Origin of the sequence: Loktanella sp. 3ANDIMAR09 (genome assembly GCF_001420005.1) — a bacterium.
Classification (GTDB): Bacteria; Pseudomonadota; Alphaproteobacteria; order Rhodobacterales; family Rhodobacteraceae; genus Loktanella.
Genome location: NZ_LJAK01000001.1, coordinates 523,890 through 544,729, shown reverse-complemented (window position 1 = coordinate 544,729; position 20,840 = coordinate 523,890). Strand labels below are relative to the sequence as shown.

At 61.1% G+C, this 20,840-nt stretch carries 24 protein-coding genes; 4 read left to right on the top strand and 20 right to left on the bottom strand.

The genetic code is table 11. From position 1 onward, the window contains the following. Positions 1–46: 46 nt before the first annotated feature. Positions 47–925 carry a DUF6473 family protein gene (locus AN189_RS02760; protein ID WP_253279532.1) on the bottom strand — a complete coding sequence of 293 codons (879 nt, stop codon included), beginning with the start codon at positions 923–925 and terminating at the stop codon, positions 47–49. A 119-nt stretch (positions 926–1,044) separates the two neighbouring features. On the opposite strand from AN189_RS02760, the gene AN189_RS02755 reads away from it, so the two are divergent. Next, positions 1,045–1,920, top strand: a complete 876-nt coding sequence (locus AN189_RS02755) for a 3-hydroxybutyryl-CoA dehydrogenase (protein WP_056030764.1) — start codon at positions 1,045–1,047, stop codon at positions 1,918–1,920. On the opposite strand, the gene AN189_RS02750 is transcribed toward AN189_RS02755, so the two are convergent. The 7 genes from AN189_RS02750 to AN189_RS02720 are packed head-to-tail and all read right to left on the bottom strand — an operon-like array spanning position 1,887 to position 7,209. Further along, positions 1,887–2,777, bottom strand: a complete 891-nt coding sequence (locus AN189_RS02750; RefSeq protein ID WP_157057353.1) for a lysophospholipid acyltransferase family protein — start codon at positions 2,775–2,777, stop codon at positions 1,887–1,889. The two genes, AN189_RS02755 and AN189_RS02750, sit on opposite strands and share 34 nt — an antisense overlap. Further along, positions 2,770–3,039 (bottom strand): HPr family phosphocarrier protein, encoded by a 270-nt coding sequence (locus tag AN189_RS02745; protein WP_056030568.1) that lies wholly within the window; start codon positions 3,037–3,039, stop codon positions 2,770–2,772. The genes AN189_RS02750 and AN189_RS02745 overlap by 8 nt, the downstream gene beginning before the upstream one ends. A 1-nt stretch (position 3,040) precedes the next feature. Then, positions 3,041–3,433 carry a PTS sugar transporter subunit IIA gene (locus AN189_RS02740; RefSeq protein ID WP_056030564.1) on the bottom strand — a complete coding sequence of 131 codons (393 nt, stop codon included), beginning with the start codon at positions 3,431–3,433 and terminating at the stop codon, positions 3,041–3,043. Beyond that, positions 3,430–4,356: an RNase adapter RapZ gene (gene rapZ, locus AN189_RS02735; protein ID WP_056030561.1), complete on the bottom strand. Its 927-nt coding sequence runs from the start codon at positions 4,354–4,356 to the stop codon at positions 3,430–3,432. Before rapZ ends, AN189_RS02740 begins: the two co-directional genes overlap by 4 nt. Further along, positions 4,349–4,768, bottom strand: coding sequence for an HPr kinase/phosphorylase (locus tag AN189_RS02730; RefSeq protein WP_056030558.1), 420 nt, complete (start codon positions 4,766–4,768; stop codon positions 4,349–4,351). The genes rapZ and AN189_RS02730 overlap by 8 nt, the downstream gene beginning before the upstream one ends. A 25-nt stretch (positions 4,769–4,793) precedes the next feature. Further along, positions 4,794–6,503, bottom strand: a complete 1,710-nt coding sequence (locus AN189_RS02725; RefSeq protein ID WP_056030554.1) for a sensor histidine kinase — start codon at positions 6,501–6,503, stop codon at positions 4,794–4,796. 4 nt (positions 6,504–6,507) lie between these two features. Further along, complete coding sequence (locus AN189_RS02720; protein WP_056030551.1) at positions 6,508–7,209, bottom strand: response regulator transcription factor; 702 nt, start codon at positions 7,207–7,209, stop codon at positions 6,508–6,510. Positions 7,210–7,499: 290 nt separating this feature from the next. Between AN189_RS02720 and AN189_RS02715 the strand changes: the two genes are divergently transcribed. Both AN189_RS02715 and AN189_RS02710 read left to right on the top strand, forming a co-directional pair. After that, a complete protein-coding gene (locus tag AN189_RS02715; RefSeq protein WP_056030548.1) occupies positions 7,500–9,098 on the top strand; it encodes a phosphoenolpyruvate carboxykinase in 1,599 nt (532 codons plus the stop codon). Positions 9,099–9,136: 38 nt separating this feature from the next. Further along, entirely contained in the window at positions 9,137–9,670 is a 534-nt protein-coding gene (locus AN189_RS02710; RefSeq protein WP_056030545.1) for a DUF3859 domain-containing protein, read from the top strand. 3 nt (positions 9,671–9,673) lie between these two features. Here AN189_RS02710 and AN189_RS02705 read toward each other — a convergent pair whose 3' ends face one another. Further along, positions 9,674–10,444 carry a sulfite exporter TauE/SafE family protein gene (locus AN189_RS02705; RefSeq protein WP_056030542.1) on the bottom strand — a complete coding sequence of 257 codons (771 nt, stop codon included), beginning with the start codon at positions 10,442–10,444 and terminating at the stop codon, positions 9,674–9,676. Positions 10,445–10,591: 147 nt separating this feature from the next. Here AN189_RS02705 and AN189_RS02700 point away from each other — a divergent pair, with 147 nt between their 5' ends. Further along, positions 10,592–12,277, top strand: a complete 1,686-nt coding sequence (locus tag AN189_RS02700) for an acyl-CoA dehydrogenase family protein (protein WP_056030539.1) — start codon at positions 10,592–10,594, stop codon at positions 12,275–12,277. Here AN189_RS02700 and AN189_RS02695 read toward each other — a convergent pair whose 3' ends face one another. The 11 genes from AN189_RS02695 to AN189_RS02645 form a co-directional block, all read right to left on the bottom strand. After that, positions 12,278–12,772, bottom strand: a complete 495-nt coding sequence (locus AN189_RS02695) for a DUF421 domain-containing protein (RefSeq protein WP_056030536.1) — start codon at positions 12,770–12,772, stop codon at positions 12,278–12,280. Positions 12,773–12,834: 62 nt separating this feature from the next. Continuing rightward, positions 12,835–13,563, bottom strand: coding sequence for a DNA repair protein RecO (recO, locus tag AN189_RS02690; RefSeq protein ID WP_056030533.1), 729 nt, complete (start codon positions 13,561–13,563; stop codon positions 12,835–12,837). 9 nt (positions 13,564–13,572) lie between these two features. Then, the gene (locus AN189_RS02685) at positions 13,573–13,899 is read right to left on the bottom strand and encodes a DUF1491 family protein (RefSeq protein ID WP_056030530.1); all 327 of its coding nucleotides are present in this window, start codon (positions 13,897–13,899) and stop codon (positions 13,573–13,575) included. Positions 13,900–13,902: 3 nt separating this feature from the next. Next, complete coding sequence (era, locus tag AN189_RS02680; protein ID WP_056030527.1) at positions 13,903–14,817, bottom strand: GTPase Era; 915 nt, start codon at positions 14,815–14,817, stop codon at positions 13,903–13,905. Continuing rightward, on the bottom strand, positions 14,814–15,494 hold the full coding sequence (gene rnc / locus AN189_RS02675; RefSeq protein ID WP_056030523.1) for a ribonuclease III: 681 nt from the start codon (positions 15,492–15,494) through the stop codon (positions 14,814–14,816). Before rnc ends, era begins: the two co-directional genes overlap by 4 nt. Further along, positions 15,491–16,327: a signal peptidase I gene (gene lepB, locus AN189_RS02670; protein WP_172794841.1), complete on the bottom strand. Its 837-nt coding sequence runs from the start codon at positions 16,325–16,327 to the stop codon at positions 15,491–15,493. Before lepB ends, rnc begins: the two co-directional genes overlap by 4 nt. Positions 16,328–16,383: 56 nt before the next feature. After that, the gene (acpS, locus tag AN189_RS02665) at positions 16,384–16,800 is read right to left on the bottom strand and encodes a holo-ACP synthase (protein WP_056030520.1); all 417 of its coding nucleotides are present in this window, start codon (positions 16,798–16,800) and stop codon (positions 16,384–16,386) included. Continuing rightward, entirely contained in the window at positions 16,797–17,264 is a 468-nt protein-coding gene (locus AN189_RS02660; RefSeq protein WP_056030517.1) for a nucleoside deaminase, read from the bottom strand. The genes acpS and AN189_RS02660 overlap by 4 nt, the downstream gene beginning before the upstream one ends. Continuing rightward, complete coding sequence (locus AN189_RS02655; RefSeq protein ID WP_056030514.1) at positions 17,261–18,004, bottom strand: pyridoxine 5'-phosphate synthase; 744 nt, start codon at positions 18,002–18,004, stop codon at positions 17,261–17,263. The genes AN189_RS02660 and AN189_RS02655 overlap by 4 nt, the downstream gene beginning before the upstream one ends. Positions 18,005–18,033: 29 nt before the next feature. Further along, positions 18,034–18,681 carry a DUF2062 domain-containing protein gene (locus AN189_RS02650; RefSeq protein ID WP_367379426.1) on the bottom strand — a complete coding sequence of 216 codons (648 nt, stop codon included), beginning with the start codon at positions 18,679–18,681 and terminating at the stop codon, positions 18,034–18,036. A gap of 23 nt (positions 18,682–18,704) precedes the next feature. Beyond that, positions 18,705–20,828 carry a bifunctional (p)ppGpp synthetase/guanosine-3',5'-bis(diphosphate) 3'-pyrophosphohydrolase gene (locus tag AN189_RS02645; RefSeq protein ID WP_056030508.1) on the bottom strand — a complete coding sequence of 708 codons (2,124 nt, stop codon included), beginning with the start codon at positions 20,826–20,828 and terminating at the stop codon, positions 18,705–18,707. Between the last annotated feature and the right edge of the window lie 12 nt (positions 20,829–20,840).

Genomic DNA, 20,840 nt, shown 5'->3' with positions numbered 1-20,840 from the left:
CCATAAGTGTCCCAAGGGGGCGTGCCGGAAACGGTGCGCCCCTTTTTCATGTGGCGGTATCGCCCAGCAAGGCCCCCAGTTTTTGTGTCAGTGCAACGGTTGCATCCGCATGGGCAGACGGGCCCATCAGTTCCGACACCGCCTGCCGCTGTTGAGCCGAGAAAAACATGCCACGCATTCCGACAGGCCCCCCGCGGCGCGGCGGCTGGACAACCACCAGATCGCGCACCAGCGGACGCAAGGCGTCGATCATGGTAGCGTTCACGAACAACGGTTCCGCACTCAGCAAGGCGGACCGATCCTGCCAGGGCGTGTCGTCCGGCGTTTCGGTCGAAAACCACAGCAGGACCGCATTCGGTCCGATTTGTCCCAGCAGACTTTGCATGCGGGCCACCCAGGCCGCACGCAGTTCGCTGACGACGATGTCAAATCGGTCGGCGCATTTGTCCAGCAAGTCACCCAACATGTGCCGCGTAAAGGTGAAATTCGAAAAATCCACCTCTGGATAGATGGCCTGCAAGACGGTGGACGCCCGCAAGAACCGGTCATTTCGGCGCGGATGGACCGAATAGAAACGGTTGGACAGGTAATTGGCACCCATCACCTGAACGACCGTCATCCGCGCCTGTGCGCACGCCCGCATGACCGTCGGATCGTTGACAAAGGCATCAACACCCGCGTTGACAGATCCGAAATTCACACAGGTCATGCCTAAACGATGTTCCACACGGACCGGGAATGGCTGGTCTATCAGTTTGCCATAGGTTTCCGTCCCGCCCACGAATGCGATGTAATCCCCGTCCAGACTGCGTTGCGGGCCGCGGCATTGCAGCCGCGACATGCCATATCGACACGACAACCTGTCCAGATTTTCCGTATCGAACACATCCTGTTTCATCGGCAGATCCCGTTCGCCCAGCAACATCTTTTGCCAGACTGGGGGAAACCCATTGCCAAATCCCTAAGGCGGATGCGTCAGCCATGATGCCTTGAAGGCAGTAGCCACCGCGGCCTATGGTACGCCAAAGCAGCTGGGGTGAATTGATGGCAATCGAACAAGTCGGAATCGTCGGTGCCGGTCAGATGGGTAATGGGATTGCGCATGTTTTCGCGGTCGCAGGCTATGACGTTCTGTTGACCGATGTCAGCGAGGATGCCTTGACCAAGGCGGTCGCCCTGATTGACCGCAACCTCACGCGGCAGGTCACGCGCGACATGATCAGCGATGCGGACAAGGTCGCCGCGATGAGGCGGATCACCACGACACCGAAACTGACCAATCTGGGCAGCGCCGATCTGATCATCGAGGCCGCAACCGAACGCGAAACGATCAAGCAGGCCATTTTCGAAGATCTGATCCCGCATCTCAAACCCGACACGATCCTGACATCGAACACTTCTTCCATTTCGATCACGCGCCTGGCCAGCCGCACCGACCGGCCCGAAAAGTTCATGGGGTTCCACTTCATGAACCCGGTCCCGATCATGCAGCTTGTGGAATTGATCCGCGGCATCGCAACCGATCAGGACACCTTTGCCGCCTGCGAACAGGTCGTGGAACGCCTTGGGAAAACCAGCACCGCATCAGAGGATTTCCCAGCCTTTATCGTGAACCGTATCCTGATGCCGATGATCAACGAGGCGATCTATACGCTGTACGAGGGCGTGGGGTCGGTGCAATCCATCGACACATCCCTGAAACTGGGGGCCAATCACCCGATGGGGCCACTGGAACTGGCGGATTTCATCGGGCTTGATACCTGCCTTGCGATCATGAACGTGCTGCATGACGGGTTGGCCGACACGAAATACCGCCCCTGCCCCCTGCTGACCAAATATGTCGAGGCTGGCTGGCTGGGACGCAAATCCAAGCGTGGTTTCTATGACTACCGCGGTGACGTGCCCGTACCGACCCGCTGACCCAATGCCAGTGTCTGCGTACGCAGCCAGGCCATCAGGCTGCGCGGATCACGCAGGCGGGGTGCCAGCTGCGCAAAGGGGATCGGCGCACCGATCGCAGGTGCCATCGCAGTATTTCGCAGACGTACGATTTCATGCAGCAGCAGGCTTTGACGCAGTAATGGCGAGATGCGGTTCGCCATCTGATAGGCACGCGAATTGGCACCGGGGAAATAGCACGGCACGACCGTTGCCCCCGACAGTCGGATCATCTTGGCAGTAAAAACCTTCCAGTCGGCCTCGATTGCAGGCCCGAGCAGACTGTCCGACGTTGCAACAACCCCCGCCGGAAAAAGGGCGATGAGACCGCCATCTGCCAGATGGGCCATTGTCGCACGGCGCATTGCGATCATGTCCAGATGCGCGTCGGGATGATCGGGAAACGGGACCGGGATCATATGGCGGGCCGCCTCTGCGTCGAGCCCCGCCAAGAGCGATCGACTGAGGATTTTGAAATCACCCCGACGTTGAGCGATCAGCGCGGCCAACACCATGCCATCGACCATGCCGTGCGGGTGGTTTGCCACCAGAACAACAGGACCCGATGCGGGAATGCGTGCGATCTGTTCGGGCGGGGTGGTGATCGTGATGCCCTGCGCCTGCAAAGCCGCCTGCCAGAAACCCGGCCCGGTCACGGCCCCCATCCGTTCGAATTTCCGCACCATGCGCAGCACGACCAACTTGCCCGTCAGCCACTCCATGCCCCACACAAAGGCCTGACGGGCCGGGCTGTCAAATGACGCGGCATAGCTGAGCGCGCGACGGTCATAGGTGACCGTGTCGGATCTGCGCGGCTGGTCCGAAACAGGTTCAGTCACCTTCGCCGAATTTGTCCCGAACAAGGGCGTCAATGGCATCCATCAGCTTGTCAGCCTCTGGACCGCTGGTTTCAACCTCGATTGACGTGCCGATTGTTGCCGCCAGCATGAGCAGGCCCATGATGCTGTCGCCACCAGCGTTCATGCCATCCTTGCGCACCACTGCCGTCGCGTCATGGTTTTCGACCACCTCGACCAGTTTTGCAGATGCGCGGGCGTGCAGGCCCTTGATATTGGTGATTTCCAGATGTCGGCTGGCCATATTACTTTGGTCCTACGCTGTGCGCGTTGATGTATCGGTGTGCCGCGTCTATGGCCGCGCTGACGGCGTCCGGCACTGATTTGCGGCGGGATTTCGCGAGCTTGATCAACATGGGCAGGTTCGCCCCATAGAGGATCTGGCGGTTGTCGACACTGCATGCGCGCAGTGACAGATTGCTGGGCGAACCGCCGAACATATCGGTGACGACGACGACACCGTCACCGGTATCAACGTCATCGGCGGCAATGCAGATTTCCTGCTGCTTGGCTGCGCGGTCGTCCTCGGGGCCTATGGTGACCGCGATCATGCCATCCTGACGGCCCACGACATGTTCGACGGCCAACAGGTATTCCCTGGCCAGATTGCCATGTGCCACGATCACGATACCGATCAAGTTGACGATCCTTGATTTGTGCCGGCGCCAACCTGTGCGCGACGCTCCAACTCTCGGTGGCGAATAGACACGGGCCAGCCTGCCTGCGCAAGGGATGCAGCGAGTCTTTCGGCCATGGCGACCGACCTGTGTTGCCCTCCGGTGCAGCCAAAACCGATCGCCAGATGTGCGCGACCCTCGTCCTTGTGCGCGGGCAGCAAGAGCGCGACGAGATCATTGACCCGGCCAAAGAATTCATCCGCGCGCGGGTCCTGACCGACGTAGGCTGCGACACGCGCATCCCGGCCATCCAGCGGGCGCAACGCAGCATCCCAATGCGGATTCCGCAGAAAACGGCAGTCCAGAACCATGTCCAGTCCCCGCGGAAGCCCGCGTTTGTAGGAAAACGAATGCACCGATACCCCCAGCAGCTTGCCGTGTCCGGGGGCAAAATGTGCCTCGATCTCGGCTCTCAGGTCGTGGGGACTCATGTTTGAGGTGTCGATCAACTGGTCTGCACGCGCGCGGATCGGGGCCAGCAGCTCTTTTTCAGCGGTAATCCCGACAAGCGGCGGGCCAGCCGGGGCCATCGGATGATGTCGGCGGGTCTCGGAATAGCGGCGTTCCAGAACGGCGTTTTCGGCATCCAGATAGAGAACCTGCCCTGCATCCCCCAGATCCAGCGTCAGTTGATCGATGGCCCCGATCAGGGCGTCGACACTGAAATCGCGGTTCCTGACGTCCAGAACCAGCGCCAGAGGCACCTTGGCCTTGCGCCTCAGCAGGATTGGCAACAGCGACAGCGGAAGGTTATCGATCACCTCGAAACCGATGTCTTCGAGTGCGTTGATCGTGGTCGAGCGGCCCGCGCCGGAGGGCCCGGTCACCAACAGCGTCTGCACACTGCGATCGGTCTGGGCCGGTGTGTCGGCGAGATCAGGCATGGCGGTGGCCCTGCAACAAAAGGAACAATGCACTGGCAAATGTGGTCGGGTCACCGCGGTAGATCAAGGGCAGTGCGCAGCCCAGCACCTCTCGCGTGCGGTGCGGTGGCAGGCGATCGGTTTCATCAATGTCCATATCGACGATCAACGCCACCTGCGCCGACAGCGCGGACGGGACGGACAGAATGCCGATGCCACGGACCTCGACCAACCCTGCAAGACGCGGCGGTGCGGCGGCGTAAAGGCTGCCATCCCGCAGGCTGAGCCGGGTCGCATCATCGGAAATCAAACCTGCGCCCAGCGCCATCAGCTGGATCGCCAGCGCGGATTTACCGCGTCCTGACGCCCCGACGATCAGGATTGCACGGCCAGCCAGTGCAACGCTGCTGGCGTGCCAGAGAACGCTCGTCATTGTCAGTCCTGACGCGCAATGCGCATCAGATCGGAAGACCGACGACAAAACGCGCGCCCAGCGGCTCTGACGTGATGTCGGCTTGCCTGGGGCGAATGTTTTCGGCCCAGATCACACCGTTGTGCGCCTCGACGATCTGCTTGCTGATCGCCAGTCCTAGACCCGAGTTGTTTCCGAACTGACCCGCGGGGCGCTCGGAATAGAATCGGGTAAATATCTTTTTCAGCGCACCGTCTGGAATGCCGGGGCCCGTATCCTCGACAACGACCAAGACACGGTTTTCGCGGCGGCGCACCCAGACACGGATCGCGTCGCCATCCTCGCAGAACGAAATCGCGTTGGTGATCAGGTTCACAAAGACCTGCGCCAGACGCCCCTCAAGGCCCTGAACAAGGAGCGGCTGGTCAGGGAGATCAGAAATATAGTCAACCTTCTTCTCGGCGGCTTCCTTGGCCAGAAACTCGTTCAGGTTGCCCAGCATCTTGACCAGGTCAAAGGTTTCTTCTTCTTCCTTGACCAGTTCTGAATCAAGCCGCGATGCATTGGCAATGTCGCTGACCAGACGATCCAGCCGGTTCACGTCATGCTCGATCACCTTGAGCAGGGTTTCACGTTGATCGTCGCGTTTGGCGACACGCATCGTCCCGACCGCCGACCGCAGGGATGCCAGCGGGTTCTTGATTTCGTGGGCCACGTCAGCCGCGAACTGCTCGTTGCCTTCGATCCTTTCGTACAGCGCCTGAACCATGCCGCGCAGTGCGCCCGACAGACGCCCGATCTCGTCGGGGCGGGCTGTCAGATCGGGAATGCGGATGCGGGTCGGTGCCATCTTGCGTGCGTTCTTGTCCCGCCCCAGTTCGGCAGCCGCAGCCAGATCAGCCAGCGGGTTCGCGATCGTCGAAGCCAGAACAAGGCTGAGCGAGACACTGATCAGGATGCTGACAAAGAACAGCCGCAAGACCTGTTCGCGTTCGCGCCGCAGAAATGCGTCCAGCTCGCCCGGCGCGCTACTGACAGACACCACGCCGATCGGCTGCCCGGCCTGCATGATCGGTGTCACAACCAGGAAATTCATGCCGGACACGGTCTGCAATGTCTGCAAATCAGTGCCGTCTGACAACACGGACGCAATATCGTCCGCGGTCAGCGTCGTATCGCTGGTCTGCGTCGTGACGGGGGTCACGATTTTCTGCAGTCCGCCCCAGATCGACGTAAACAGATCGAGGATGAATGTCCGATCGTCAGCGATGGTATCCGAGACCGCACCCGCCGACTGCGCGACCAACGTGCCGGTCGTGTTGTAGACATTGACATCGATGCCACCGCGCAGCGCGATATCCTGCAAGGTCAACGCGACATCAAGGCCATTTCCGCGGCTCAGGTCGCTGGCAGCAGAGGCCGGCAGCCGCACCTCCAGCACGTCGGCGATCAGTTCGGCCTCGCTGATCAGACCATTGGCCCGTTGAAACGCAAGGTTTTCGCGCGACGGGTTGATATACAGGACCCCAGCAACCAGCAGGATCATGGCAAAGAGGTTGAACGTGATGATCTTGCGCGCGATCGGTGACCTGCGCAGGTTCAGGATGTGCCGCCCCCGGCGTCGATCCGCGATTTCGCGTTCCAGCAACGATTGCGGCGCAACCCAGTCGTCGCCCAACAGCAAACGTGGCTGTTGGGCTGCCTGACGCACCGAATTCAGGTCACGCACGTCGATGTGGCCGGATGCATCGGTCATCGGATCAGTCTTCGTTGTAGCGATAACCGATACCGTAAAGCGTCTCGATCGCCGAAAACTCATCGTCGGCGGTGCGCATCTTCTTGCGAAGACGCTTGATGTGGCTGTCGATCGTGCGATCGTCGACATAGACCTGATCGTCATAGGCGACGTCCATCAGCTGATCGCGCGATTTGACAAAGCCTGGACGCTGCGCAAGTGCCTGAAGCAACAGGAATTCCGTCACGGTCAGGGAGACGTCACGGCCTTTCCATTTCACGGCGTGCCGCAGCGGATCCATCGTCAGATCACCGCGCACCATGACTTTCGTTTCTTCGGTTTCGTCGATGACTTCGCCGCCGATTGCATCCTGACGGCGCAGCAGCGCGCGGATGCGTTCAACCAGCAGACGCTGACTGAACGGTTTCTTGACATAATCGTCAGCACCCATGCGCAGGCCAAGCACCTCGTCGATCTCGTCATCCTTGGACGTCAGGAAAATGACGGGCATCGAGGTTTTCTGACGCAAACGCTGCAACAGATCCATGCCGTCCATGCGCGGCATCTTGATATCAAGGACCGCCATGTCGGGCATGCTGCGATTGAAGGCGTCGAGTGCCGATTGACCGTCGTTATATGTTTCCACCTCGAAACCTTCGGCCTCGAGAGTCATGGATACGGACGTCAGGATATTCCTGTCGTCGTCCACCAAAGCGATTTTAGACATGGGTTTTCCCCTACTGCTCTATGTTATTATTGCCTGCTTTTTTCTGAATCTTTCCCTTGGTTCGCATGTCGAATCAACCCCCGGATAACGAATCGGAAACAGAGTGTGCCTTATTTGCGCCCCTAAACGGTAAAGAAGGGTTCACAACGAAATAATCCTGCGCCGCGGGGGTGACTGATTGCGTTAACATCACCTTGGTTGCGCTAACTTTGGCAGGATGGGGTATGCGCCAGTCGGGCAGCAATGCTAGTGGGATTTAGCCAAATCAGGCATTTACAGGAGATTTCCCAATGGACCACGGCACGGTCAACCCCAAGATGAGACTTGAAGATCAAGGCATCAGCGGACTGGCAGCGGTCTATTATAACGACGATGCAGACGCGCTGCATGCAGCCGCCGTGGCCCGCGGCGAGGGTATCACGGGCAAGGGTGGCACATTTCTCGTGACCACCGGAAAACACACGGGCCGGTCCCCCAAGGACAAGTTCGTCGTACGGACCCCGGACGTCGAGGATACGATCTGGTGGGACAACAACCCGCCGATGGACCCGGCGGATTTCGACACGCTCTACACCGATGTGCTGGCGCATATGTCGGGCGGCACGGCCTATGTGCAGGATCTGTTCGGCGGTGCGGACCCCGCCTACCGGCTGGACGTGCGCGTCGTGACCGAACTGGCATGGCACGGCCTGTTCATCCGCCACCTGCTGCGGCGTCCGGACGTGTCAGAACTGGCGACGTTCACCCCCGATTTCACGATCATCAACTGCCCCAGCTTCAAGGCGGACCCGGCGCGGCACGGGTGCCGCAGCGACACGGTGATCGCGCTGAATTTCGAAAAGAAGATCATCCTGATCACCGGAACGGAATATGCCGGCGAAAACAAGAAATCGGTGTTCACGCTGCTGAACTACCTGTTGCCCGACCAAGGCATCATGCCGATGCACTGCTCGGCCAACCACGCCAAGGACAACCCGGTCGATACGGCCGTATTCTTTGGCCTGTCCGGCACGGGCAAGACGACACTGTCCGCCGACCCCAGCCGCACGCTGATCGGTGACGACGAACATGGCTGGTCGGACCGTGGCGTATTCAACTTCGAAGGCGGCTGCTACGCCAAGACCATCGGCCTCGACCCCAAGGCCGAGCCGGAAATCTATGCGACCTGCGCGATGCCCAACACGGTCATCGAAAACATGGTCCACGACCCGGCGACGATGGAACTGGATTTCAACGACGACAGCCTGACAGCCAACATGCGTTGCGCCTATCCGCTGCACTACATTCCGAACGCGTCGGATACTGCACTGGGGGGGCACCCCAAGAACATCATCATGCTGACCTGTGATGCCTTTGGCGTGCTGCCACCGATCAGCCGCCTGACCCCGGCACAGGCGATGTATCACTTCTTGTCCGGCTTCACCTCCAAGGTGGCAGGAACCGAACGTGGCGTGACCGAACCGGAACCCACGTTCTCGACCTGCTTTGGCGCGCCGTTCATGCCGCGCCGCCCCGAAGCCTATGGTGCGCTGCTGCGCAACAAGATCGCAAGCCACGGGGCCACGTGCTGGCTGGTGAACACCGGCTGGACCGGCGGGGCCTATGGCACCGGCAGCCGCATGCCGATCAAGGCAACCCGCGCCCTGTTGTCGGCGGCACTGGATGGCACGCTGGTCGACAGCACCTTCCGCAAGGATCCGAATTTCGGGTTTGATGTGCCGTTGGCCGCCGACGGCGTCGACGACATGCTGCTGGACCCACGTCGCACCTGGGCGGACCCCGCGGCCTATGACGCGCAGGCGCAAAAGCTAGTCGAGATGTTCTCCGAGAACTTTGCCAAATACGTGCCGTTCATTGACGATGACGTGAAAGCGGCCGCCATCGGCTAGGCCGTGACGCAGCACCGATCATTTGCTAGGGTCAGGCCATGCGCCTGACCCTTTTTCTTTGCCTGATCCTTGCGACACCTCTGGGGGCACAGGCCCCGGACAAGACAAGTCCGCTCTTGTCCTATTTCGAGGCAGGGATCATCTGCCCACCACCCTCGGTCGGCGAGGTCGAAGCCCCCGGCACGGTCGCAGGCACGACACATCTGATCGAGGAAGAGCCGCCCTTTGTCGCGCAGTCGCGGCGTGTTCCGGCTGTTCTGGGGATAGGGTTCGGCGTCAAATCGACCACCGGGGGTTTGCTGGGCGTTCCCGATGTGACGATCATGGTGACCCACCCGCCGATGGGTCCTGACAACACGGTGCGGCAAACCTTCTTGTCGCGCATCGATTCCGTGGAACCGTCGCTGACATTTTACCAGTTCGACTATGACTACGAGTTGGTTCAGGGCGTCTGGCAGATCGAGGCGTCAAAAAACGGCGAAATCCTGTATCGCACCACCTTCGAGGTCGTCGCACCCGAACTGGTTCCGGGGCTGGCACAGGTCTGCGGGTTCGAACACCTGCTGTCCTGACATTCAGCCCATCACGCCCCGCCGGATCAGGTTTGCGCCGGCGACGATCAGCACCAGCAAGGTCATGCGCCGGAACCGGTTCTGATCGAACCTGTCACCCAGCTTGAAACCCAGCCACATCCCAACCAGCGCAGGCAAAACCAGCAACGCCGACAAGGGCCAGGTCCGGGCATTCATCACGCCCGATTGCAGATGCCCCAGCAACAGCATGACTGAACCCGCCCCATAGATGACCCCCTGCACCGCCATTTGCCGCGCGCGTGGCGTATCCAGCGCCAGCAGATACAGCACCGTCGGCGGCCCCCACGTGCCCGCCAGACCGCCCAAAGTGCCGGCGGCAAATCCGGCCCCCCATTCGAACACCCTACGGCGCTGCGCAGAAATCCGGGGCCGCCAGCCAAGCAACTGGATCGCGCAGAGAACGACAACAGGAACGCCCAAGATAATGAACATCACCCGCGTCGGGATCAGCGTCAGGAACTGGGCCGAAATCAGGATCATCACGCAGACCACCAGCACATAGCGCCAGTGGTCGCGCACCGCCTCGCGCGCCTGCCCCAGTCCGGCGTGCAGCACCTGCCAGCCATTGCTGACCACGATCGGAAAGATGATGCCCGCCACCACCAGTTTCGGGTCGATCAGAATGCCCATTCCGGAAATCATGATCAGCGGCATGGCAAAGCCGACCGCACCTTTGACAAAGCCGCCCAGTAACGTGACGCCGCAGGCAAACAGGATCAGACCGAGGGGGAGGATATCTGTGAACAATGACATGGCCGCACATTGCGCCAGACCGACAGGACACGCCACCGCGAATTGCGTGCGACACTTTTGTGCGAAAGTGGATATTTATTCGCATCAATATTGCGCTGCGGTCGCAAAGGCGGTAGTGCTGCGCATGCACAAATGACGGAGCACCCGATGCCGCACGATGGACAAACGCTGGATCTGGACACAAACCCGGTACTGATCAACCTGCTGGACACCACGCGCGCGGCACTGACTGCCGTGGATGCCGTTCTGGACCGCGCCAAGGCCGTTGTCGGCGCGCGCGTCACGCTGGACGGACGTGTGTCGGCCCGCCTGATCGAGGCACAGCAGACCGCGACCCACGGGCTGGCCTGGCTTGCGACCTATGCGCAAGCCCTGCACCAGATGCAGCACTGGGCGGACAGATTGGCGTCGGACGGCACCCTCACCGAGGTCGAACAGCTGATTCACCAAATCGCTTTTGGTGAATATCTGTCCCAGATTGCGGGCGGGATCCCGATGAACCAGACCGAGGTACTGCGCCTCGCGGATCTGGGCCTTGGCCAAGACGACCAGACCGCATTCCTGACGACGCCGGTTCAGCACTTGATGGCGCATGGCAATACGCAGGCCGCCCGCACGGCATTGGCCCAGCTGATGCAGGACCGCATCGCCGATCTGACCGTGGGCCGCAGCGGTCTGGATGAAGAGCTCGAGATGATCCGCGACCAGTTTCGCCGCTTTAGCCGCGAACGCGTCGAACCCCATGCCCATGACTGGCACCTCAATGATGACCTGATCCCGATGGAGATCATCAACGAGATGGCCGAGATGGGCGTATTTGGCCTGACCATCCCCGAAGAGCACGGCGGTTTCGGCCTGTCCAAGGCTGCGATGTGTGTCGTGTCAGAGGAACTCTCGCGCGGGTATATCGGCGTCGGGTCGCTTGGCACCCGATCCGAAATCGCGGCAGAACTGATCATCTGCGGCGGCACCGATGCCCAAAAGGCAAAATGGCTGCCCGGCCTCGCATCAGGTGAGATTTTGCCAACGGCCGTGTTTACCGAACCGAATACCGGGTCCGACCTGGGCGCGCTGCGCACACGGGCGTCACGCGACGGCGACGACTGGCAGATCACCGGCAACAAGACCTGGATCACCCACGCTGCCCGCACCCATGTGATGACCGTCCTTGCCCGCACTGAACCCGACACAGACGACTATCGCGGGCTGTCGATGTTCTTGGCAGAGAAAACCCCCGGCACGGACGAGGCCCCATTCCCCGACGAGGGCATCACTGGCGGTGAAATCGAGGTGCTGGGTTATCGCGGCATGAAGGAATACGAGCTTGCCTTTGACGGGTTCAAGGTCAGCGGTGAGAACCTGCTGGGCGGCGAGACCGGCAAGGGGTTCAAGCAACTGATGCAGACATTCGAATCGGCCCGCATCCAGACGGCCGCCCGCGCCATCGGTGTCGCGCAATCCGCGCTGGACGAAGGGATGCGCTATGCGCAGGACCGCAAACAGTTCGGCCAATCGCTGATCGATTTTCCCCGCGTGTCCGGCAAACTGGCCATGATGGCGGTCGAAATCATGGTCGCCCGACAGCTGACCTATTTCAGTGCCCACGAAAAAGACGCCGACCGCCGCTGCGACCTGGAGGCCGGGATGGCCAAGCTGCTGGGCGCACGCGTGGCATGGGCCTGCGCGGACAACGCGCTGCAAATCCACGGTGGCAACGGTTTTGCACTGGAATACAAGATCAGCCGAATCCTGTGCGACGCCCGCATCCTCAACATCTTTGAAGGGGCGGCTGAAATTCAGGCGCAGGTGATCGCGCGGCGGCTGTTGGCCTGATTACAGGCTGTCGTGCACACCATCCAGCAGGCGATCGTCAAAACGGTCGCCATGCAGGACGCTGACATCGCCCGTCGGCTCAAAGATCGCGGCGCGCACCTTTGAAAATTCCAGCGCGTTCGCCTCGCGCAGCTTGCCGATCAGGTCTGCCTTGGTCATGCCCGCCTTGTGGATGTTGTGCATGAGGAATTCGCCGTCGCGCATGATCAACAGCGGATCATTGTCGACGGCGTTGCGCACGCGCTCTGACTTGGCCCGCACCCGTGCGATCAACATTTGAACCACAAACAGGCCGATCAATGCAGCGATCCCGTGCGAGATCGGCGTCGAGGGTGTCATGACGGTCGCGGCCAGCACCGAACCGATCGCCACCGTCACCGCAAAATCAAAGCCAGACATCTTTGAAAATGACCGCAGCCCTGCAATCCGCGTCAGTGCGACAACCACCGGCACCATGATGGCGCATCGCAGCAGGATGTTGAAAATATCGTCCATGATCGGTCCCCCATTTATACCGTTCAACCGGTCGGGAATGCCGATTGTTCCGTCGGCTCTTTTCAGGTGTCGCGTTCCATGGCCTGAACGAGCCGGTCACGGGCGGGCGGCAACGGATCATTGCCCAGCGATTTAAGCAACCGATGTTCGATGAAATAGCCGGTCGTCGTCAGGGCGATCACGATCTGGTCGTTAGTCGCATCACCCTGCCCCGCCAGCACCGGCGGCAACGGTAGCAGCCGGTCCACCCATTCGCCGGCGGCCTGCCTGCTGACGGCGCGTCCCGTTCGCGGGGACACAAAGGCCAGATCCTCATTCGTGCCACGCACGGCACAGGCAGACAGGTCCATGCCGAACCCCATCTCGGACAGCAGTGCTTGTTCCCACCGCAGATAGGCCAGGGGCCAGACGTCGGTTTGACCGAGTAGATCCAGCAATTGCGTCGTCCGAACATAGAGAGGGCCGTGCGGTTCGCGTTCCGGCAGTATGCGTGACAGCAAGGCACAGACTGCATTCAGCCCAGCCAACGACAGCCTGTCGCCCATCGCCGCGACACTGCGACTGCGGACGGGTTCGACGGTAAAGGACCCCAGATGTTCGCCCAGCCGCGCCTTCCATGCGACGGACAATTGCGCACCGGGTTGCAGGATCGGCGCGATCTTGCGGCTGACACCACCACGCACGACGCCTGCGTGCCGCCCCATGTCAGGGGTGAACACTTCGATGATCGCAGAGGTTTCGCCGAACGGGCGGGTCGACAACAGGATGCCTTCGTCACGCCACGCGATCATCGCTGCCCCCTATTCCAATCCCGGCTGGTCCAGCAGGTGCCGCCCGGCGCGGTCCTCGACCTCGATCACCCACAGGTCGCTGTCAAAGCCACGTTGTCTGGCGATGGACGCATCGACATCCGCTTCGGGACCATCCGCCAGCGTCACCCAGACCCGATCACCGGTCATCAGATCGAAACTGCGCTGAAACGCCTGTGCGTTCCCGTCCAATGTATTGAGTTTCACCAGCACCGCACCCGCCGTCGCATCGCCGCGCGCCACGACAAAGGCGGGGATATCCGCGCCCCTCAACCGTGCCAGATAGGCCGCGACCCAAAAGTCAGCGGTCAGACGCATCGCTCAGGTGTCGCCGTCTTTGAAATCGAGGCCCATCTCGGAGTAGCGTTCCTTGTCCTCAAGCCAATTGGACCGGACTTTGACTTGCAGGAACAGGTGCACCTTGCGGCCCAGAAGTTCCTCGATCTCGACGCGCGCGGCCTGGCCCACGGCCTTGATCGTCTCGCCCTTGTTGCCCAGCACGATCCCCTTGTGACCATCGCGGATCACGTAGATCAACTGGTCGATCTTGGCAGAGCCGTCTTTGCGCTCTTCCCAGTTTTCCGTTTCCACCGTCAACTGATAGGGCAGTTCCTGATGCAGGCGCAGGGTCAGCTTTTCGCGCGTGATCTCGGCGGCAATGTTGCGCAGCGGCGCATCGGCGATCTGATCGTCAGGATACAGCCACGGACCCGCTGGGACCTCGGATGCCAGCCAGTCCCGCAGCGCGTCGCAACCATGTCCGCGTTCGGCAGAAATCATAAAGGTCTCTGCGAAATCATAGGCCGCATTCATCTTGGCGGTCAGGGCCAGCAGGGTTTCCGACTGCACGCGGTCGATCTTGTTGATCGCCAGCGCCACCCGCGCCTTGCCCACGCGTTCGGCTAGCACATCCAGAATCGCCTGCACACCCGGCGTCAGGCCACGGTGCGCCTCGATCAGCAGGACGACCACATCGGCGTCCCCTGCGCCCGACCACGCAGCGGCGACCATCGCACGATCCAGACGGCGGCGCGGGGCGAACAGACCCGGCGTATCGACAAAGACCAGCTGCGATTGATCCGCCTGCATCACCCCCCGGATCCGGGCACGGGTGGTCTGCACCTTGTGTGTGACGATGCTGACCTTTGCGCCGACCATACGGTTCAACAGGGTGGATTTGCCGGCATTCGGTTCCCCGATCAGGGCGACGAAACCGGCGCGCGTGTTTTCGGTCATTGGGATACCTTTTCCAGCAATGCGGCGGCTGCCGCTTGTTCGGCCTGTCGTTTTGCGCGCGCGGTGGCGCGTGCCGTCTGACCGCTTTGGAGTCGCGCCTCGATCGTGAAATCGGGCTGATGGTCGGGGCCGGACCGGGCGACCTCTGTGTAGACGGGCGGTGCCTCGCCACGGGCCTGCGCCCATTCCTGAAGCGCAGATTTCGGGTCGCGGGCGTCTTCGGCGACGTTGGTGATCCGGTCGGCCCACAGGCGCAGCACCGTATCGCGCGCGGCATCGAACCCGCCGTCCATGTAAACGGCCGCGATGACGGCCTCCATCGCGTCGGCCAAGAGCGCATCCTTGCGCCGTCCGCCTGATTTCATCTCGGACCGGCCAAGTTTCATGACCTCGCCCAGATCGATGCTGCGCGCGACCTCTGCACAGGTTTCACGGCGGACAAGCGCATTATAGCGCGGTGCCAGCAACCCCTCTGCCGCGGCGGGATCCGCCCTCAGCAACGCCTCTGCGATTGTCAGACCCAGAACCCTGTCGCCCAGAAATTCAAGCCGCTGGTTGTCGTCACGGTGCGGGCTGGCCATCGAGGGGTGGGTGACGGCCTGCAACAAATGGCGCACGTCCGAAAACCTGTGCCCAAGGCGCTTTTGGAACGCGTCAAGTTGCGCCGAGACCTTCACTCGATCTTCTCAAAGAAGCGGTCGCCGCGCCATGTCCAGAACGCCAGCATCGAACGCCCGGCCGAGGAAAAGATCACGCGGTCAGCGCGGCCCACGATATCCTTGCGCGGGACAAAGCCCACACCACCCGCCACCTGTGCGACGCGGCTGTCGGTCGAATTATCGCGGTTGTCACCCATAAAGAAGAAATGATCCTCGGGCACGGTGAACACGCCCGTGTTGTCCAGCGCCCGGTTGCCGATGTTCAGAATGTCGTGGCTGATGCCCCCCGGCAGCGTTTCGACGAATTTCTGTTTGATGCATTCCGCACCATCACCGACGGCACCGTTGAAACACTGCGGCCGCTGGCGACCCGACCCCTGCGGTTCCATGATTTCGGAAAAGATCCCCGCCTCGACCTGCGGCACCGCTTCGTCGTTGATGAACAACTGACCGTCGACAATCTGGATGCGCTCGCCCGGCAGGCCGATCAGGCGCTTGATGAAATCACGCCCGGTGACGGGGTGACGGAACACGACGACATCACCACGTTCGGGGTCGGACCCGAACAGGCGATCGTCGCTGTCCTCGAACATGCCGCAAAAATCATCGGCCCCGATGTCAACACCCAGCGCCGGGATCAGGATCGAGGGACAAGAGGCGTAGGAATACCCGTAGGCCATTTTGTTGACGAACAGGAAATCGCCGATCAACAGCGTGTCCTTCATCGACCCCGACGGAATCCAGAATGGCTGAAAGAACAGGGTGCGGAAAACGCCGGCGATCAGCAGCGCGTAGACAATGGTTTTGACGGTCTCGATCACGCTTGCGACGATGCCATTCTTTTCGGCCATGTGATCTATCCCGTCCCTTATTCTGAACGGCTAAATGATCGCACGGCCTGCATCTGTCAAGCCGCAGGGTCTGCGGTGACCGGCAGCGCCTCGATCAGGACAAAGGCCTGTGCCCAGGGATGATCGTCCGTCAGCGTCACATGGATCACGGCCCGGTGTCCCGGTGGCGTCATCTGGTCCAGCCGGTCCTTGGCCCAGCCGGTCACTTGCATCACGGGTTGACCGGTATGCAGGTTGGTGACGGACATGTCCTTCCACGCGATCCCCATGCGCAACCCCGTGCCCAGTGCCTTTGAACAGGCTTCCTTGGCCGCCCATCGCTTGGCGTAGGTGCCGGGGGTGTCGTGGCGGCGTTCAGCCTTGGCCTGTTCGGTTTCTGTAAAGACACGGTTGCGAAACCGGTCACCAAATCGGGCCAGCGTGCCCGCGATCCGGTCGATATTGGCCAGATCCGTCCCGATCCCGAGGATCATGTCTCGCCTCCGGGCGCGTAAATGACGTGCAGGCGGTCCTCTTCGACCCCGCCGAGGTAATCGAATGCCCCGTCGCAGGCGACGTGAAAATCGCTGATCTTCAGCTTTGGAAACCGAAAGAAGGCAGCGGCACTGTTGGCCTGTTGCGCGCCAAAGATCACCCGATCGATTTCCGCCCAGCGCATCGCCGACAGGCACATCTCGCAGGGCTGACAGGACGCCAGCAACGTGCACCCCTTGAGGCTGCGATCACCCAGCACGTCGGTAGCACGGGCAATGGCGACGACCTCGGCGTGGCGCGACACGTCGTTGGTGTCACCAACCTCGTTTCGGGCCGTGGCGATCACCTGCCCGTCTTTGACCACAGCCGCAGTGAAAACAATGTCCTTGCCCTGCGCATGCAGGTCCAGCGCGTGATCGGCAACGCCGCGCATGGCATCGCGTTCGGCATCGGTGGGAATCATGCGCGGGCTGCGTCCATACGGGCGCGCATTTCGCGGATCGCACCATCCAACCCCAGAAATATGGACTCGCCGATGATGAAATGTCCGATGTTCAATTCGCGCACCTGCGGCAGCGCCGCGATCGGACCGACGCTGTCGAACGTCAGACCGTGGCCCACATGCACCTCGAGCCCCAGCTGATGCCCGTAGATCGCCATATCGACCAGACGTTTCTGTTCAGCGTCACGGTCAGCCCAGCGCCCCTCGGCCCAAGCGTCGGCATATGCACCCGCGTGCAATTCGATCACGGGCGCACCGATGCGGTGTGCGGCCTCAACCTGATCGCGGTCGGGGGCCACGAACAAAGAGATACGACATCCCGCCTCTTGCAGGGGGGCGAAATAATCCGCCAGCACATTTGCCTGCCGGGCGACCTCCAGCCCGCCTTCGGTTGTGCGTTCCTCGCGTTTTTCGGGGACAAGGCAAACCGCGTGCGGTTTGGTCCGCAAGGCGATGTCGCGCATCTCGGCTGTTGCCGCCATTTCGAAGTTCAGCGGGATGGAAAGCTTGTCCTTGAGGGCTGCCATATCGGCATCCCGGATGTGGCGACGATCCTCGCGCAGGTGTGCCGTGATACCGTCTGCGCCAGCATCCTGTGCCATCAGGGCCGCACGCAGAGGGTCGGGGTTGTCCCCGCCACGCGCGTTGCGCACGGTCGCCACGTGGTCGATATTCACGCCAAGACGCAGTTTTTCGGTCATCACTGTCTCCAATCGGTGCTGGTCGGAACCTAGTCCGAATTCCCCGGTTCGCCATCCCCGGATTGCGACAGCGCCAATCTTTCAAGCTTGGCCTGAAGCCGTTTGCGCCGCCGGTTTTGCTGTGCCCGCAGAACAGGCACCACAAAAAAGTAGCAAAGCGTGGCACAGATCGCGCCGGGCACCAGGCCACCGATGAGGTAAGGCAGGAAAATATCGTCGTAAAAAATGGCCAGCCCGTGCCAGTCCGGCTTGGCCGGCGTAAACAGCGCCAACAGGTTATGGCTCAGGTCCTTGCCCGCGTTCATGAACTTTGTGCCGATGGAATGCGGGTCCTGATGCGGACCCAGCCCGAAAATCCAGCGCCCGAACCCAAGCGACGCCGCTGCAATCGGGAGGTAGGTCAGTGGATTGCCAAAGAACGTCGCCATGAGCGCGGCCAGAATATTCCCGCGCATGAGACGTGCGATCAGCGCTGCAATGACGAAATGCAGGCCGTAGAACGGGGTGAATGTGGTGAATACGCCCGCCCAGACGCCGCGACCGATTTTTTCGGGGGTGTCCGGCAGGCGTTGCAGGCGACGCTGGACATACCAGAACGCCCGACGCCAACCGCCGTCGGGATACACGGCAGAGGCCATGACCCGCCAGGCCGATCGCCTGTCCCTGCGTTTGAACACCCGGTTTCCCTTCGCCTCGTCGGTTAAGCGCCAGATTGCCCCGGATCACGCTGCCGCGACAGGTTGGACACATTGCTATCCGCCTCGATGGCGGTGACGACGCGGTGCAGATGATCGGCGTCCCGCAAATCCACGTCAATCAGCAACCTAAAGTAATCCGGCTTGCGGTCGATGAATTTCAGGTCGGAAATATTCGCGTCCTGTTCACCGATCAACGTGCAAATCCGTCCCAGCACCCCCGCGTCATTGGTGATCGAGATGTCCAGGGTCACGGCGTGAACGGGTTTATGTTGGCCCTCTTGCCACCGCAGATCAACCCAACGGTCCAGCTGATCCTCGTAGTCGACCAGTGCCTCGCAGTCGATGGCATGCACCCGCACGCCCTGCCCGCGATAGGTGATCCCGATGATCCTCTCGCCCGGAACCGGCTGACAGCAGGCCGCGCGCTGAAATTTCTGATCATCCCGCAGACCCACGACAGCGCGGCTTGCATCAACCTCACCAGTCGGGCGCGTGTCCAGATCGGGGTAAATCGCACGCACGATGTCGCGTGCCGAAATCTCGGCGCTGCCCAGACTGGCCAGCATGTCATCGGCCGATCCCATCGCCAGCGTCTTGGCCGCAGTGCGCAGGGCCTTTTCCGTCATCTTCTTGCCGGCATTTTCAAAGGCAACACGGACCAGCTCACGCCCCAGTCGCACGTAGCGGTCGCGGTCCTCTTCGCGCAGGAACTTGCGAATGGCCGTCTTGGCACGCCCCGTCACCGCGATGTCGATCCATGTCGATTGCGGCGTCTGGCCGGCGGCCGTGATGATTTCGACCGATTGGCCATTTTTCAGACGGGTCCATAGCGGCACCCGCAGGCCGTCCACCTTGGCCCCCTGACAGGTCGTGCCGATGCGGGTGTGAATGGCATAGGCAAAGTCGATCGGCGTGGCGCCGCGCGGCAGCTTGATCACCTCGCCCTTGGGGGTGAAACAGAACACCTGATCGGTATACATCTCGAGCTTGACCGCCTCGAGAAAGGCGTCGTGATCCTCGTCGTCCTCCAGTCGTTCGGTCAGTGCGCTGATCCATTTGACGGGGTCGACGGCAAATCGGTTCTCAACCCTCTCGCCGTTCTTGTAGGACCAATGGGCGGCAACGCCGGTTTCGGCGACTTCGTGCATTTCGCGCGTGCGTATCTGAACTTCGACCCGGCGACCGTCGCGGCCCGATACGGTCGTATGGATCGACCGATAGCCGTTGGTTTTCGGCTGGCTGATATAATCCTTGAACCGTCCGGGCACCGCGCGCCAACGCTGATGGATCGCCCCCAGAATACGGTAGCAATCACCCTCGGTCGCAGTGACGATCCGAAATCCATAGATATCGGACAGGCGGGAAAACCCCTGATCCTTTTCCTGCATCTTGCGCCAGACCGAATAGGGCTTCTTGGCGCGACCCATGACCTCGGCCTCGATATCGGCGCGTTCCAACTCGACCCGGATGTCGGATGTAATGCGGTTCACCACATCACCCGATTCGCGCTGCAACATGATGAAACGGCGGATAATCGAATTGCGCGCCTCGGGGTTCAGCACGCGAAACGCCAGATCCTCCAACTCCTCTCGCATCCATTGCATCCCCATGCGCCCCGCGAGAGGCGCATAGATATCCATGGTTTCACGCGATTTCTGGGCCTGCTTTTCCGGGCGCATGGACCTGATGGTGCGCATGTTGTGCAGACGGTCGGCCAGTTTGACCAAGGTCACCCGCAGGTCGCGGCTGGTGGCCATGAACAACTTGCGGAAATTCTCGGCTTCTTTGGTTTCGCGACTGTTCAGCTGGAGGTTCGTCAGCTTGGTGACGCCATCCACCAGTTCCGCAATTTCCTGACCAAACCGTTTCTGCACGACAGAAAAACTGGCTGGCGTATCCTCGATCGTGTCATGCAGCAGGGCCGTGATGATCGTGGCATCATCCATCTGCATCTTGGCCAGCGATTCGGCCACGGCGACGGGATGGGTGAAATACTTTTCACCGGAATGGCGAAACTGCCCCTCGTGCATCTGATCGCCGAACGCATAGGCGTCGGCGATCAATGCTGAATTCGTGCGGGGGTTGTAGGTGCGGACCAGTGCGATCAGGTCATCGGCTGTCGTCATCGTGGTCCGGCA